The organism is Lawsonibacter celer (assembly GCF_014281125.1).
Taxonomy (GTDB): domain Bacteria; phylum Bacillota; class Clostridia; order Oscillospirales; family Oscillospiraceae; genus Lawsonibacter_B; species Lawsonibacter_B celer.
The window spans coordinates 850,928-865,793 of the sequence record NZ_JACOEA010000001.1 but is presented as its reverse complement, the minus strand read 5'-3'; the positions used below and the strand labels follow the sequence as shown (position 1 = coordinate 865,793).

Sequence of the window (14,866 nt, the reverse complement as noted above, 5' to 3'; positions counted from 1 at the left end):
GGTGGGCGTCCCCCCGGCACGGCGTACCGTGAGGAAAAACAAAAAGCGCCGTGCGGGTATGGCTTATGCCCGCACAGCGCAAAAAATCAGTACACAAAACAAACCATTTTGCCTTTGCCCCTTGTAAAAAACAGAGGGTTACGGTTATAATGGCATGGTGGTACGGAATCTCCGTTGTGTGGGTGGGCTTGCACCCGCGCAGGCCGGCAGATGCTGCAACATCTGCCGGCTGCCGCACTATTTTGTTTTCCTCGCCTTGAGTATACGTTATCTTGGTAAAAAAAGCAAGGGGGAAGATCACAATATGATGAAGGAAGGGGAGCGAGGGACGTGCGCGTCATGGCCATTGATTACGGAGACGCCCGCACCGGCGTAGCCGTCTCCGATCCGACCGGTCTGCTGGCGGGATTCACGTGCGTCATCCACAGCCGTAAGAGAGAACAGGCGGCACAGGAGATCAAGCGCCTGACTGCCGAGCACGGTGTGGGCGAGCTGGTGATGGGCTTTCCGCGGAATATGGACGGAACAGAGGGCCCGCGGGCGGAGGTCTGCCGGGAATTCGCCGCCCTGCTGGAGCAGACCACCGGCCTGACGCCGGTTCTGTGGGATGAAAGACGCACCACCATCGAGGCCCACGGGATTCTTCACACCTCCGGAAAACGGATGAAAGACCACCGGAAGCAGGTGGACGCCGTGGCCGCGTCTCTGATCTTGGAGGGGTATCTTACCCGAAGGAAGCTGCACAGTCCTGAGGCAGCGGGACCGGAGGGAAAATGATAAGGAGAAATTTTTATGTCAAGCCAGAAGATTGTATTGAATGTCACCTATCACATGAAGCCCGGCATGCGGGAAAAATTTGTGGAGCTGGTCCGGGAACAGGGGGTCCTAGCGGGCGTCCGCGCCGAGCGGGGCTGCCTCCAGTATGAGTACTTTGCCGCCCTGGAGGACCCGGACAAGCTCTTCCTTCTGGAGTGCTGGGAGGATGAGGCGTGCCTGGACGCCCACGCCCACTCGGAGAATATGGAGCGGCTCAAGCAGCTGAAGGAGCAGTGCGCGCTGGATACCCAGATCAGGCGCTACTGAGACGGCTCCGGGGATTTCCGGAACAGCTCGGTCACGCCGATATAGAGGAGAAAGGCGCCGAACAGCCGGTGGAGCAGGGTTACGTCCAGAGCTGTGGCCGCCCAGGCGGCCACGGCGGTGCACACCAGGCCGGACCCAATGGCGGGCAGAAGCACGGAGCGGTCGATATAGCCGTTTTTCACATGAGTGGGCAGGGCGGTGGCCGCCGTGGGCAGAAAATAGAGCAGGTTGATGCCCTGGGCCAGATCCTGGGGTACACCGGCGAACGCGGTCATGTAGATAAGCAGCAGGGTTCCGCCGCCGATCCCAAAGCCGGAGAGCACGCCGGTGGCCGCTCCGGCCAGAAAGGCGATCCACCAGCCCATCAGAAAAACAGCGCCTTTACGCCGCCGTAGAGAATGAGCAGGGCGAACGCCCGACGCAGCCAGTCCATCCTCAGGCGTTTAAAGAGCTTTCCGCCTGCAAAACCGCCTGCCAGCCCGCCCAGCAGATAGGGAAGCGCGGTCCCAAAGTCCAGCCCGCCCCGGAAGAAATAAATGGCGGAGGAGAGGACGCACAGGGGCAGAATCACGGCCACGGAGGTGGCAAAGGCCTTCCGCTGGCTCAAACCGCACCGCCGGGTGAGCAGGGGCACCAAGAGCATCCCGCCCCCGCCGCCGAAGAATCCGTTGGCCAGCCCGGCCGCTCCGCCTGCCAGAATCGGTGAAAGCCATTTTCGCATTTTGGACATAAAAACACCCTCCATTCGGACGTTAGTGTTCCAATGGAGGGCGTTTTTTATGCGTCAAAAGAGGGAAAGCGGCGGCCGGGTCACCGGTCCGCGTCATGTAGCCCGGTCAGCGCCATCACTACCTCCCCGGCCAGCATCATCCCGGCCACCGGCGGGACCCAGGCCACGCTGCCGGGAACGCTGCGGCGGCCGGGGGGAGGGGCCTCCGGCTGGGCGGGGGTGCAGGGCTCCTCCGGGGACCAGAGGACCCGGTGGTGCACGATGCCCCTGGCCCGCAGTTCCTTGCGGACCACCCTGGCCAGGGGGCAGCCCTCTGTTTTGGACAGGTCGGAAATGCGGAACCGGGAGGGGTCCAGCTTGTTGCCGGTCCCCAGGGAGGAGAGGATGGGAATTCCCCGGGTGAGGGCGGTCTCAATCAGATCCAGCTTGCAGGACACCAGGTCGATGGCGTCCACGATGTAGTCGTACTTCGCCTGGAAAAACGCCTCCCGGCGGCCGGCCTCGTACTTCTGGTCCAGCTGGGTGACCCGGCAGTCCGGATTGATATCCAGAATACGGTCGGCCATGGCGGCGGTTTTGCGCTGCCCCAGCGTGGAGTGCAGTGCGATGGCCTGCCGGTTGAGGTTGGTCAGGCCCACCTCGTCACAGTCCACCAGGGTCAGCGCGCCCACACCGGAGCGGGCCAGAGCCTCGGCGCACCAGCTGCCCACGCCGCCCAGGCCGAATACCGCCACATGGCTGTCCGCCAGGCGGGCCATAGCTGCGGGCCCCAGGAGCATTTCCGTGCGCAGAAAAGGGGATTCCATGTTCACAGGCTCCTTTCTCAATCAATCGAAACGAACCGCCGCGCTGCCATCAGGCGGCGCGGCGGCCTTTTTGGGAAATCAAACGGGATCAGCTGCCCACCTTGGACATACCCTCGCCCACAGTGGCCTCATAGGAGGAGGTGAGCTCCTCCAGCCAGGAGGAGAGGTCCGCGTTCTTCAGGGCGCTGATGGCGGTAGAGTGCCAGTAAGGCGCCTCTGTACCGTTAAAGTAGACCAGGCGGTAGCCGGTGCTCTCCTCCAGAATCGTGGTATCGCCCGCCTTGCGGGAGGAGTCGAACAGCCACGCATTGAGCGCTTCGCTCTTCTGCCCCTCCTGGACATAGGTGTACTGGCTGGCCGTGGCGTCGCCGGAGGTGAGGGCCGCAAAGCTCTCGGCCGTGGCATCGCCGCTCTGCCACTGGGCCAGCAGGGCGTCGGCGGCGGTCTTGGCGGCGTCCAGGGAGGATTGGGACGGGGTCTTGGACTCGTCCACATCGGCAGTGGACTCGTCGTCAGCCTGATCCAGCGCGGCGGAGACCAGAAGGTCGCTGTAGTTCACTGTGGCGTCCTCCACCAGATAGCGGTTCAGGAACAGAACCACATAGTAGCCGGAGGTGGACGCGACAGCGGTTACGTCGCCGGCCTTGCGGCTGTCATCCTGCAGCCACTCGCCATAGGCGTAGGAGGCCAGCGTGCCGCCGATGGTGCCGGAGCTCAGGGAGTAGTCGGGGTCGTTGGTGTAGCTGTCCTTGCTGCTCTCGCTGACATAGTCCGGGGCCAGGTCGATAAGGGCCTGCTCGGCATCGTCCGCGGCCTGGATGGCGGCGACCGCCTCGTCAGCCTTAGCCTTGGCCGCATCCATGGCGGCCTGCTTTTCCTCGTCGGTGGCGGTGACCGTATTGCCCTCTTCATCGGTGATGGGGTTGCCGTCCTCATCCGTGGGATTGGCGGCGGAACCGTCAATATAGAAGGAGCGGAAATCATAGCTGTCCAGGCTGGCGGCGTTTTCCTGGTAATACTCCTGCAGGGCCGCGTCGTCATAGCTCAGGCCGGACACATAGTGATCCTGATAGTCGGAGGCCAGAGCGTAGTTGGTCAGGTTGCGGATAAAGGCCTTCTCGGACATGGCGTAAGCCCGGGCCAGGAAGGTGGAGCGGTTCATGCCGTTCTGGGCCGCGGAGTTGTCGATGGACTTCAGCGTCTGGTCGATGAGGGCCTGTCCATCGGCGGAGAGGGTGTATCCCTCGGCGTTGGCCGCGTCGCACAGGGCGGTCACCTGCTTGAGGTTCTCCAGCGCGGTGTCCTGGAAATACTGCTGCCAGGTCTTGCCGCTCTCTTCGTCCTGGATCTGCTCGGACAGCGGCTGGCTCAGGTCAAAGGGCATGGACATGCCGAACATGGCATACTGGGAATAGAGGCTGTACGCCTGATTCACCGCGGTCTGATAGTAGTAGTTCATATCCTCGCTGCTGAACTCCTGCCCGTTAATCACGGCGGCAGGGCTCTTCTTCTCGAACACGCCGGAGTGCCACACCAGCAGTATGACCACCAGCACAGCCACGATGATGCCGATCACCGTGTAAAGGATAGTCTTGCGCTTGGCGGCCTGCTGCTCTTGCTGCTCTTTCCGCTGCTTCTGGGTAAGCGCCGCATCGGGGGTGCTCTGGCGCTGTTTCTTTTCTCTGGATGCGCTCATTGATGGCTCAGTCCTCTCGTAATTGTTGCTGCCTTAACCATTAGGAAGCTTGATAGACATTGTGACATTATACAGGAAAACACCCTGCCTTGCAAGTCCAAAAAAGGGGGGTGAAGGAGCGAAAGCGCGCTTTTTACACTTTGTTCACCAATTGTGCCCGTTCATAAAGAAAACCCCACGAAACAGCTGTTTCGTGGGGAAGCCCCGCTCTGGCCGTGTGAGCCCGATTTAAAACCTGCACGCAATGGCAGGTGGGTCGCCTCCATGACGCTTCTCCGCTTCCAACGTCCAGCCGCCTTAAGGACGGCGGGGAGGCCTGCGATCCACGTCATGAGTGGGGCGTCCCTTTTAAGAAATGTGGGTTTAAATAAGGCCCATCACGCACCGAGCAGGAAAAATTACATGCGTGCTTCGCGTTAGGCGATCTGGTACGGCTGAAACCTTTCGGAAGCCGTCAGGGAACCAATTACCCCTCTTCCTCGTCAAACAGTTCGTCCATGAACTGCTGGTAGACCAGCTCCAGCTCCTCCTCACTGTCCAGGGTGGAGAGCTGCTCCTCGCCGTCTACCTCCACCACTTTCAAAATAATCAGGCCATACTCCTCGTCCAGGTCCACATCCTCGACCGAGCCGTCCTCCTCCCCCTCCACAGCGGGGAAAAAGGACATATAGGTCTGGCCGTTATATTCCAATGTGGCCAGGTGCTCCAGTTCAAATTCGGTGCCGTCTTCGTCGGTGATGGTAATAAAATCGGGGCCGAACTCTTCACTCATGCCGATCACCACGCCTTTCTTTCTGATCTTTATTTCGTCCTTATTGTACCCCGCAGACGGTAAAAAAGCAAGTGGGGGACGTGCCAAATTTATTGCCAAAAGCCTTAAGATGCAAAAAATGGAAAAATATAGGGTGGACAAGAGCGGGGAAAATGGTATAATACCAGAATAGACTGCTCCAGGCAGTCTTACTGCACACAGAAAACCGGGACCCCAAAGTTGGAGGTGCTATTTTGGCGTCAAACAGAACGACAAACCATTCCAATGGTGACCGCGGCCGCCCGTCCGGAGGGCTCCGCACAGCCGCCGCAGTTGGTAAGGTTATTGGAACCATCGCCCTGATCGTGGTGATTACTGCGGTGCTGCTGGCGTGCTTCGCGGCGGTCTACATTAAAAATGTCATCCTGCCCCAGGCCCATCTGGAGGCCAATTTTGACATGGACCTGACCAGTACCATCTACTATATGGACTCTGCCACCGGAGAATATGTGGAACACCTCTCCCTTCACGGAGGGGAGAACCGCGTGCTGGTGGATTTCGAGGATATTCCGGACGATCTGGTCAACGCTACGATTGCCATTGAGGACGAGACCTTCTTGACCCACAGCGGCGTGAACTGGAAGCGTACGCTGTACGGCGTTTTCCTGATGTTTACGGGAAAGGATATCCAGGGCGGCTCCACCATTACCCAGCAGCTGATTAAAAATTTTACACAGTATGACGATGTAACGGTCAAGCGCAAGATTCTGGAGATCTTCCGCGCCCTGGATTTTGACGCTACCTACTCCAAGGAACAGATCATGGAGTGGTACCTCAACTACATTTACCTGGGCGAGGGCTGCAACGGTGTGGCCACCGCGGCCCGGAATTATTTTGACAAGGATCTGTCGGAGCTGACCCTGGCTGAGTGCGCCAGTCTCATCAGTATCACCAACAACCCCTCCCGCTATAATCCCTATCGCTCTTTGGAGTCGAACCAGTACCGCGCCAAGCTGGTGTTGGGGAAAATGCTGGAGCTGGGCTCCATCGACCAGACGCGATATGACGAGGCGATCTACGAGGTGGAGCACCTGAGCGAGCACCTGGCCCGGGGCGAGAACGAGGAGCGGGCCTCGGTGATCTACAACTGGTACGATGAACAGCTGATCACCGACGTGATCCGGGACCTGAAGACGCAATATGGCTATTCGGACACATTGGCCAGCGATCTGGTCACCTCGGGCGGCCTGAAGATCTACGCCTGTGTGGACCCGGAGATTCAGGCCATCGTGGAGTCGGTCTATAACGACCAGGCAAGCATGCCTCTGGTCTCCGCCAATGGGCAAAACATCCAGTCGGCCATTGTCATTGTGGACCCGGAGGGCAATATTGTGGGGCTGGCGGGCGCGCTGGGGGAAAAGAGCGCCAATCGGGTTTGGAACTACGCCAGCGACTCCATCCGTCAGCCTGGCTCCTCGATCAAGATGCTCTCCACCTATGCCCCGGCGCTGGAGATGGGACTGATCACGCCTGCCACCGTGGTGGACGACTATCCGACCCAGGTCTACAGCGGCAAAGCATGGCCCAGCAACTCCTACGGTTATTATAAGGGCCTGACCGATGTGGGATGGGCGGTGCAGCTCTCCTCCAACCCGGTGGCCGTGCGGGTGCTTCAGCAGGTGACGCCCGAGGCGTCCTATGATTTTATGACCAATAAATTTCACATTACCACACTGGAAGAGGGAAAGGAGATCAACGGATCCTATAAAAGCGATCTGGGTGAATCCCAGCTGGCTCTGGGCGGTCTGACCCATGGTGTAAATGTGCTGGAGATGGCGGCCGCCTACTCGGTATTCCCGCGGGAGGGCATGTACCTCGCTCCGCGGACCTACAGCAAGGTGACCATAGATCAGAACGGGCAGGAGACTGTGCTCCTGGACAACACCGCCCGTGAGGGGGAGCCCATTCTGAAGGAGACCACTGCCTGGTATGTCAATGACATGCTCAAGGATGTAGTAACATCGGGTACCGGTACGGACGCCCGGTTTTCCGGCATGACGATCGCGGGCAAGACTGGTTCCACCACCTCCAACAATGACCGCTGGTTCGTAGGCTATACCCCCTATTACACGGCTGCGGTCTGGACGGGATACGACACCCCGGAGCGCATCCGGACCAGCGGCTACAACCCGGCCGCCGTTCTGTGGAACAAGGTCATGAGTCAGGTGCACCAGGGCCTGGAGAACAAAGACTTCAACCAGCCGGCGGGACTGACCACGATCCGCTATTGCATGGATAGCGGGCTGTTGCCCACCGACGCCTGTGAACACGATCCCCGGGGCAGCCGGGTGGCGACCGCCTATGTGTTTCAGGGCCAGGGTCCTGTAGAGAGCTGTAACCTGCACACAGATGTGGAGGTCTGTACGGACAGCCCCATTCAAAATGCCAACGGGGAGAACATTGCGGGCTTGTACCACAAGGCGGGCCCCTACTGTCCCCGTGAGGCCATTGAAGCGCTGTCCATTGAGCCGACGATTCAAACCATCGCCGTGCTGGACTTCCAGCGGGAGAGCGTGGGCGGCGCGACGGCGCGGGACGGAAGCTATCTGCTCAGCTTCCTGGAGGCCCAGGGCGAGTGCGATGTGCACACCGAGGAAATTACGGTTCCGGTGGAATACGATCCCTCCACATTTGATATCACAGACCCGTCTACGTGGCCGCCTGTGAACGATGAGCGCTACGCGGACTTTGACCCGGAGAACCCGGCTACCTGGCCCAACGGTGGCGTGGTCCCGCCTGAGCCGACTGTGACGCCCGACCCGGGCGGCGGGGAGGAGCCGGTTGCCACCCCATCCCCCACGCCCACTCCGGAGGGGCCATTGGATCCGAGTACGGAGCCCTATATTCCGGCAAATCGATAAGCAGGATATGTGATTTAAAAGAAAAACGGGGCCCCGGCCATGGCCGGGGCCCCGTTTTTACGGCTGTATCACGCCTGTCTGCCTCCGGAATGGGGCAGCAGCCCGCTGTCCCACAGCCGCTTGAGCAGCACGGCCAGCAGAGGGAAAAGAATCATTCCCAATACCCCCAGGGCCTGAAAACCGACGTACATAGCGGCCAGGGCCGCTAAAGGCGGCAGACCGACGCGGCTGCCCACCAGCTTGGGCTCCAGCAGGTTGCGCACCAGAGTGATGGCCCCATAGAGGATGAACAGGCCGATGGCCAGCGGGAGCTGGCCGCTGATCAGGGAGCAGAGCCCCCAGGGGAGCAGCACCGTACCGGTGCCAAACACAGGCAGGGCGTCCACCAGGGCGATCAGCGCGGCCAGAAGCAGCGCCAAATCTACCCGCAGGATCAGCAGCCCTGCCGTCAGCTCGCCAAAGGTGATAAGCATCAGTAGGCCCTGGGCTTTCAGCCATCCGCCCAAGGCGCCGCGCAGGCTGGTACCGGCGGTCTCCATGGGCCCGTGCCAGCGCTGGGGGATCCAGGCGGCAATTTGCCTCATCAGGGTGGGACGGGAGGCACTGATCATTCCGGTGGCCAGGGCGGAGGTGAAGAGAAAGAGCGACACGCCGGGCAGGGCGCGTACTGCTCCGCTGACCAACCCGGCTAGCCAGTCATAGAGCCGGTTGGGCAGGGAAATGCCCTGTTCCAGCAGCCCGTCCAGCATTTCCTGGGCAAATTGCTGAAACTGCACGGGCAGGGAGATGAGAAAGCGGTAGGCGTATCCCTCGGCCTGGCTGGCAAGGGAGGGGAGACCGGCCAGCAGCGTTGGAAGGCGGCCCAGCATCAAGGCCAGTTCATAACCCAGACGCCAGACCAGCAGCCCGACCACAGTACAAGCCAGCCCCCAGAGCACCACGGTGCACAGGCAGGCGGCCCCCCAGCGGGGCAGGTGCAGCCGGTTCATGCAGAGCTTGACCGGCCGCTCCAGCAGGGCGGCCAGCAGAAAGGCCAGCAGAAAGGGGGCTAGCCAGGGCAGCAGAAAGCGCAGCACCAGCCAAAATCCGGCCAGAGCCAAGGCCGCGTATAGGATATAGAGTAAAAAACGCAGGTGCTTGTTTTCCGGCAAAAACACACCTCCAAGGGAAAATATGTACAATTTGACGGAAATCCGGGGAATGGGAATGGGAAATTCGGGCTTGTTTGGTGGACATTTGCCCTTGCACCAAGGACATGGAATGTGCTACAATAGATCACACAGAAAAACAAATGACTCTGTAAGAAGGACATGAGGGGAGTGGGACTGAGATGGGGAAGACACCGAACTATTTCATTGTAGAGGCCGGCGCGCTGCCGGAGGTGTTTCTCAAGGTGGCGCAGGCCAAACAGATGCTGGAGACGGGCGAAGCCACAACCGTGAATCTGGCCACCCGCCAGGTTGGGATCAGCCGCAGCGCATTCTATAAATATAAGGATGCGGTCCGCCCCTTCAACGACATGCTGCACGGGCGCATCGTCACCTTTCAGATCATGCTGAAGGATGAGCCGGGGGTATTGTCCTCGGTCCTGAATATCTTTGCCCAGACCGGCGGAAATATTCTTACCATCAATCAGACCATTCCCACCGGAGGCTGCGCGGCTGTGACAATCGGCGCGGAGACCTCGGCTCTGGCGGTTTCGATGGAGGAACTGCTGGCCCGGGCGCTGAAGGTGGAAGGCGTGCTGCGCTGTGAGATTTTAGCGGGATAAGCGCTCCCGTTTTCCGGATGCAATTGAGGAGGCAAGAGACAATGGCTAAGGTAGCTGTAATGGGATTTGGTGTCGTCGGTTCCGGCGTGTGCGAGGTGCTGGTGAACAATCAGGAGCACATTGCCAAAAAGACGGGCGAGCGTCTTGATCTGAAATATATCCTGGATGTGCGTGACCTGTCCGACAGTCCCTACGCGGACCGTGTGGTCCACGATTTTTCTATCATTGAGAATGACCCGGAGGTGGATATCGTCGTTGAGACCATCGGCGGCGTTCAGATCTCCAAGGAATTTACCCAGCGGGCGCTGAAGGCGGGCAAGAGCGTGGTTACCTCCAATAAAGCGCTGGTCGCCGAGCATGGCTTTGAGCTTCTGAAGGTGGCCGAAGCCAACGGCGTGAGCTACCTCTTCGAGGCCAGCGTCGGGGGCGGCGTGCCCATCCTGCGTCCGCTCCACCGCTGCCTGGCGGCCAACGAGATTCAGGAGATCGGCGGCATTCTGAACGGCACCACCAATTATATCCTCACCCGCATGATCCGAGGCGGCCTGTCCTTTGACGAGGCGCTGAAGGAGGCCCAGGGCAAGGGCTACGCCGAGGCGGACCCCTCCGCTGATGTGAACGGCCCGGACGCCTGCCGCAAGCTGTGTATCCTGGCAGCCATGGCCTTTGGCCGCCGGGTCATGCCCGAGCAGGTGCCCACGGAGGGGATCACCGGCGTGACCCTGGCCGATGTGGCGTACGCCGCCTCCTGTGGGAAGAAGGTCAAGTTCCTGGGCCGTGCCGTCCGGCTGCCGGACGACGCCGTATGCGCCTATGTGGCGCCCCACCTGGTGGATGAGGAAAATCCTCTGGCCGTGGTGGAGGACGTATTCAACGGGATTACGGTCAAGGGCGACGCGGTGGGTGATCTGATGTTTTACGGCCACGGCGCAGGCCGTCTGGCAACTGCCTCCGCTGTGGTGGGCGACATCATTGATGTGGTGAAGCACCGCCAGCGCGGCGAGCGGGCGGCGTGGAGCCTGGGGGACGACGGGGATATGGTGCTCCGCCCGGACGCCCTGGAGAGCGTCTGGTACGTGCGGCTGAACGCGGCCCGTCCGGCCGTGGAGCAGGCCTTCGGGGACATTCAGTTTCTCAGCCGTCCCGACGCGCCGGAAGGCGAGTGCGCGTTCCTGAGCGGCCCCATGCGCCGCAGCGGGCTGGAGCAGAAAGTGAAGGGACTGGACGTGTGCTCTGTGTTCCGTGTTCTATAAGCAGGCCAGCGGATATACCCTCCTGAAACCATACAAAAAACCGGATCGGTCTCCGATCCGGTTTTTTGTCGTCTGTTTCAAAGCAACGCCACCACCCGATACATCATCAGAAAGTGGAATACAGAGCCTAGCACAATGAACACGTGGAAGATTTCGTGGCACCCAAAGCGGGGATTGTTCCGGCCGGGCCATTTGGCGGCATAGAGCACACCGCCTGCGGTATAGAGCATGCCTCCGCCCAGCAGCCAGAAAAAACCCTCGGCGGGAAGCGAGTGGAGCAGCGGCTGAAAGGCGAATACGCCCAGCCAGCCCATGGCGATATAGATGACCACGGAGAGCCAGCGGGGGGCGGAGATCCAGGCCACGCTGAGAATCAGCCCGGCCAGCGCCAGTCCCCACACCAGGCCCAGCATCACCCACCCCCATGCACCGCTTTCCCGCAGGACAACCAGGCACATGGGGGTGTAGGTGCCTGCGATCAGAAAATAGATGGAGGAGTGATCGTATTTCCGCAGGGCAATGCGGCCCTGGACCGAGGTGTTTATGCTGTGATATAGGGTGCTGGCGGTATAGAGGCAGATCATGCTCAACCCATATACGGTGAAAGACAGAATGTGCCATATGCCGCTGCCCAAGGCCACGGCGCGGGCCAGCAGCAACAGCATGCCCAAGGCGGAAAAAATGGCGCCTATGCCGTGGGTGTAGGCCGACCAGGGGCGCAGGCCGTCATATGGGTCACGCTCCTTTTTGGCGGATGTCTTCCGGCGGAGCGTATGGGGGTGGTAGTACAGCTGCCGGTCCATCCGGGGCAGAGCTTGTTCATGGTTCATAAAGCGGTCCTCCGTGCGCGGTGAAGCGCGGTCCAAGTGGTGGCTTGAAGCTAATCATAGTATATCACAAAACATTATATATAATCAATATAATATTAAAAAATAATTTTTAATATTATATTTGGAAAACAACGGGGAGAGAATGGGACAAGAAAAGGGCGCATAGAGATGGAACAGGCACAAAGAGAGGAGGCGGCGGATATGGAACAGGCCGGAATGAGCAGGGTGCCTGTAGCGGCGGCACAGCCCTATCCACCGGTACGCGCGCAGGGGCGCAATCCGCAGTATGCGCGGGCCATACTGAGCAATTTGGGCGGAAACAACTCGGAAATGTCAGCGGTGGGCCAGTATGTGTATGCGCAGCTGGTGACGGAAGGCGTGCCGGAGGTGGCTGAGGCGCTGCGTCAGATCAGCATGGAAGAAATGCATCACTTAAAGATATTTGGGACGCTGGCCCAGCAGCTGGGGGCGGATCCGCGCTTGTGGAGCGTGTGGAAGGGACGCCATGTATGGTGGACGCCGGAGTGGCTGACTTATCAGCGGAGGCTGGGACCGCTGCTCTATGGCGCCATACAGACGGAGCAGGCTTCGATCCGGAAGTATCGGAGCCAATGCCTGTGGATCCGTGACAGCAATGTCGTGGAAAACCTGCAGCGTATTCTCCAGGACGAGGAATCCCATATTGAGATTTTGACTTGTCTGCGGGAAAAATATGCGCATGCCGGTCGATAAAATAAAAAAAGCGGACGGCCAAAAGGCCGTCCGCTGAAACGCTTTATTTGGCAAAGCCGGCAATACAGAACGCATTGGAGCCTCCGTGGGTGGTGATGACTCCGCCGGTGTGAATCCAGTGAATCATCTGAAAGCCAAGCTCCTGTGCCAGGGCATTGGCCTTTTGCTTGAGCTCTTCGGTGAAACCCGGTGTGTGCCCCATCCAGAGCTCCTCCCTCTCCAACGCGTTCTCCGCGACGAAATCGGAGATCAATCGGCACAGGACCTTACCCATCCTCCCGCGATACTTTTTGGTGGCCCGCAGATAGCCGTCTACCAGTTCGATCTTTGGATGAATGCCCAGCAGGTTGCCGCAGATTGCCGTGGCGTTGCTGACCCGTCCGCCCGCCCGAAGGTAATCCAGATTACTGGGGATAAAGCACATCCGGACCGTGCCACAGATCTGCCGTGCCGCTTCTTCTGCCTGGGCCAGCGTCCATTCCGGATGCTGCTCCAGCTGTTGGGCCAGACGGATCACCGCCGAGCACTGGCCGACAGTCACATGCTTGGTATCGATGCAGGAAACGTAATCCCGTCCTTCCGCGGCAATCTTCCCGCTCTGGAAGGAGCAGGTGGTGACAGCGGAATAGGCCATGTAAAGAATGTGACTTTCCGGGTGCTGGGCGTGAATCTGGTCATAGATCTTGGTGAAATCCTCCGGATTGCAGCCCATAGTCTTGGGCACCCGGCCTGTGCGCTCATAGTATTCACACACCTCGGTGGTGGGAAAGGAGCCGTCGTCCTTCACCACGTCTCCAAAACCGACGTGCATGGGAACTATGTAAATTTCATACCGTTCCGCCAGATCCTTGGGGATATCAGCGCCGGTTTCCACAAGAAGAATAAATTTTTTCATAATTCCACCTGAGCGTCAGCTCTTCTGTACAAATGTCTCGGTGACAGCCCCATTTGCTTGCGCGGGCAGTGCCGGAATGGAATAGACCAACAGCCCCGGACAAGGTGTCTGGGGCTGCTAAAGAACCGTATTAGGCCAGCTGGGCCTTCGCCATGTCGGTCAGAGCGGTGAAAGCAGCCTTATCGTTGACCGCCAGCTCAGCAAGCATCTTGCGGTTAATGGATACGCCGGCCTTCTTCAGACCGTTCATAAAGGTGGAGTAGTTCATGCCGTTCATCTTGCAGCCGGCGTTGATGCGGGAGATCCACAGCTGACGGAAATCGCGCTTCTTAAGGCGGCGGCCGGTGTAGGCGTAGGACAGGGACTTCATCACCTGCTCGTTGGCCATCTTGAAGTGCTTGCTCTTGGCGCCCCAGTAGCCCTTGGCCAGCTTGAGGACCTTATTTCTTCTCTTGCGCGTCATCATCGCGCCCTTAACTCTAGCCATTGTAAAAGCCTCCTATGTTCAGGTAAAAGTGATTCTTATTTGTAGAGGATCATGCGCTTGATGGCGGCTTCGTTGGTCTTGTCGGCGTAGGTGGTGCCGCGCAGGGCGCGCTTGAGCTTGGTGGTCTTGCCGTGGCCGTTGAGCAGGTGACGCTTCTTGGTCATGGCGCGCTTGACCTTGCCGCTCTTGGTCAGGCTGAATCTCTTCTTCGCACCGCTGTGCGTCTTCAGTTTAGGCATAATCGGTTTCTCCTTTACGAATTAATACAAGGGACCGGACCGCAGGCGGTCCTTACTTTTTGACTTCCTTTGCGACTTTGGGAGACAGGAAGATGGACATATGCCGTCCGTCCAGCTTGGGGTCCTTGTCCATGACGGCGACCTCGCCGCACTGCTCCGCGAACTTCAACAGCAGGCCGCGTCCGATGTCCGTATGCGCCATTTCGCGGCCGCGAAAACGGACAGTGACCTTGACCCGGTTGCCCTCGGCCAAGAACTTCTGGGCGTTGCGCAGCTTGACGTTGAAGTCGTTCACGTCAATGCCGGGGGACATGCGCACTTCCTTGATTTCCACCACATGCTGGTTTTTCCGCGCTTCCTTTTCCCGCTTGGTCTGCTCAAACTTGAACTTGCCGTAGTCCATAAGCTTGCACACGGGAGGATTCGCGGTGGGCGAAATCTTGACCAGATCCAGATTCTGCTCAACCGCGCGCTCCAGCGCGTCGCGCGCGGACATGATGCCCAGCTGTTCACCGGTTTCAGAGACCAGACGAACCTCTTTATCGCGGATTTCTTCATTGATCTGATGACCCTGTTTGCTGATACGAAAGCACCTCCAATTCAAAAACGTACAAAAAAGCGGCTACCAGTCAGGTACCCGCATCCCATGAATTGACAGCCCCGGATAGCCGG

The 14,866-nt window shown here is 59.3% G+C and carries 17 protein-coding genes and 1 other RNA gene; 6 read left to right on the top strand and 12 right to left on the bottom strand.

The window, feature by feature from the left end; all coding sequences use genetic code 11:
• The first annotated feature begins 330 nt into the window (after positions 1–330).
• Together ruvX and H9Q75_RS04180 are read left to right on the top strand one after the other, a co-directional pair.
• Positions 331–777: a Holliday junction resolvase RuvX gene (gene ruvX, locus H9Q75_RS04185; RefSeq protein ID WP_186564861.1), complete on the top strand. Its 447-nt coding sequence runs from the start codon at positions 331–333 to the stop codon at positions 775–777.
• Between the two features lie 15 nt (positions 778–792).
• Positions 793–1,083 carry a putative quinol monooxygenase gene (locus H9Q75_RS04180; protein ID WP_186564860.1) on the top strand — a complete coding sequence of 97 codons (291 nt, stop codon included), beginning with the start codon at positions 793–795 and terminating at the stop codon, positions 1,081–1,083.
• Here H9Q75_RS04180 and H9Q75_RS04175 read toward each other — a convergent pair.
• From H9Q75_RS04175 to H9Q75_RS04150, 6 genes are all read right to left on the bottom strand, one after another.
• Positions 1,077–1,448 (bottom strand): sulfite exporter TauE/SafE family protein, encoded by a 372-nt coding sequence (locus tag H9Q75_RS04175; RefSeq protein ID WP_243200662.1) that lies wholly within the window; start codon positions 1,446–1,448, stop codon positions 1,077–1,079. The two genes, H9Q75_RS04180 and H9Q75_RS04175, sit on opposite strands and share 7 nt — an antisense overlap.
• Entirely contained in the window at positions 1,448–1,813 is a 366-nt protein-coding gene (locus H9Q75_RS04170) for a sulfite exporter TauE/SafE family protein (protein WP_186564859.1), read from the bottom strand. Before H9Q75_RS04170 ends, H9Q75_RS04175 begins: the two co-directional genes overlap by 1 nt.
• Positions 1,814–1,893: 80 nt before the next feature.
• Positions 1,894–2,619: a tRNA threonylcarbamoyladenosine dehydratase gene (locus tag H9Q75_RS04165; protein ID WP_186564858.1), complete on the bottom strand. Its 726-nt coding sequence runs from the start codon at positions 2,617–2,619 to the stop codon at positions 1,894–1,896.
• Positions 2,620–2,707: 88 nt separating this feature from the next.
• Positions 2,708–4,315: a peptidylprolyl isomerase gene (locus tag H9Q75_RS04160; RefSeq protein ID WP_186564857.1), complete on the bottom strand. Its 1,608-nt coding sequence runs from the start codon at positions 4,313–4,315 to the stop codon at positions 2,708–2,710.
• Between the two features lie 197 nt (positions 4,316–4,512).
• Positions 4,513–4,713, bottom strand: a non-coding RNA gene (ssrS, locus tag H9Q75_RS04155) — 6S RNA.
• A 68-nt stretch (positions 4,714–4,781) separates the two neighbouring features.
• Entirely contained in the window at positions 4,782–5,087 is a 306-nt protein-coding gene (locus tag H9Q75_RS04150; protein ID WP_207720738.1) for a DUF1292 domain-containing protein, read from the bottom strand.
• Positions 5,088–5,320: 233 nt separating this feature from the next.
• On the opposite strand from H9Q75_RS04150, the gene H9Q75_RS04145 reads away from it, so the two are divergent.
• Positions 5,321–7,987 carry a transglycosylase domain-containing protein gene (locus H9Q75_RS04145; protein ID WP_186564855.1) on the top strand — a complete coding sequence of 889 codons (2,667 nt, stop codon included), beginning with the start codon at positions 5,321–5,323 and terminating at the stop codon, positions 7,985–7,987.
• A 68-nt stretch (positions 7,988–8,055) separates the two neighbouring features.
• Here the strand turns inward: H9Q75_RS04145 and ytvI are convergent, their stop codons facing one another.
• Positions 8,056–9,138, bottom strand: coding sequence for a sporulation integral membrane protein YtvI (gene ytvI, locus H9Q75_RS04140; protein ID WP_186564854.1), 1,083 nt, complete (start codon positions 9,136–9,138; stop codon positions 8,056–8,058).
• 179 nt (positions 9,139–9,317) lie between these two features.
• Here ytvI and H9Q75_RS04135 point away from each other — a divergent pair, with 179 nt between their 5' ends.
• Positions 9,318–9,758 (top strand): ACT domain-containing protein, encoded by a 441-nt coding sequence (locus tag H9Q75_RS04135; protein WP_186564853.1) that lies wholly within the window; start codon positions 9,318–9,320, stop codon positions 9,756–9,758.
• Between the two features lie 41 nt (positions 9,759–9,799).
• Positions 9,800–11,011 carry a homoserine dehydrogenase gene (locus H9Q75_RS04130; protein WP_186564852.1) on the top strand — a complete coding sequence of 404 codons (1,212 nt, stop codon included), beginning with the start codon at positions 9,800–9,802 and terminating at the stop codon, positions 11,009–11,011.
• Positions 11,012–11,088: 77 nt separating this feature from the next.
• Here H9Q75_RS04130 and trhA read toward each other — a convergent pair whose 3' ends face one another.
• A complete protein-coding gene (gene trhA / locus H9Q75_RS04125) occupies positions 11,089–11,841 on the bottom strand; it encodes a PAQR family membrane homeostasis protein TrhA (RefSeq protein WP_341480897.1) in 753 nt (250 codons plus the stop codon).
• A gap of 201 nt (positions 11,842–12,042) precedes the next feature.
• On the opposite strand from trhA, the gene H9Q75_RS04120 reads away from it, so the two are divergent.
• Positions 12,043–12,573, top strand: coding sequence for a ferritin-like domain-containing protein (locus tag H9Q75_RS04120; RefSeq protein WP_243200661.1), 531 nt, complete (start codon positions 12,043–12,045; stop codon positions 12,571–12,573).
• Positions 12,574–12,616: 43 nt separating this feature from the next.
• On the opposite strand, the gene H9Q75_RS04115 is transcribed toward H9Q75_RS04120, so the two are convergent.
• From H9Q75_RS04115 to infC, 4 genes are all read right to left on the bottom strand, one after another.
• A complete protein-coding gene (locus tag H9Q75_RS04115; protein WP_186564851.1) occupies positions 12,617–13,468 on the bottom strand; it encodes a DegV family protein in 852 nt (283 codons plus the stop codon).
• Positions 13,469–13,598: 130 nt separating this feature from the next.
• A complete protein-coding gene (gene rplT / locus H9Q75_RS04110; protein ID WP_186564850.1) occupies positions 13,599–13,955 on the bottom strand; it encodes a 50S ribosomal protein L20 in 357 nt (118 codons plus the stop codon).
• A 35-nt stretch (positions 13,956–13,990) separates the two neighbouring features.
• Positions 13,991–14,194, bottom strand: coding sequence for a 50S ribosomal protein L35 (rpmI, locus tag H9Q75_RS04105; protein ID WP_186564849.1), 204 nt, complete (start codon positions 14,192–14,194; stop codon positions 13,991–13,993).
• Positions 14,195–14,246: 52 nt separating this feature from the next.
• Positions 14,247–14,798 carry a translation initiation factor IF-3 gene (gene infC / locus H9Q75_RS04100; RefSeq protein ID WP_186564848.1) on the bottom strand — a complete coding sequence of 184 codons (552 nt, stop codon included), beginning with the start codon at positions 14,796–14,798 and terminating at the stop codon, positions 14,247–14,249.
• Positions 14,799–14,866 lie beyond the last annotated feature (68 nt).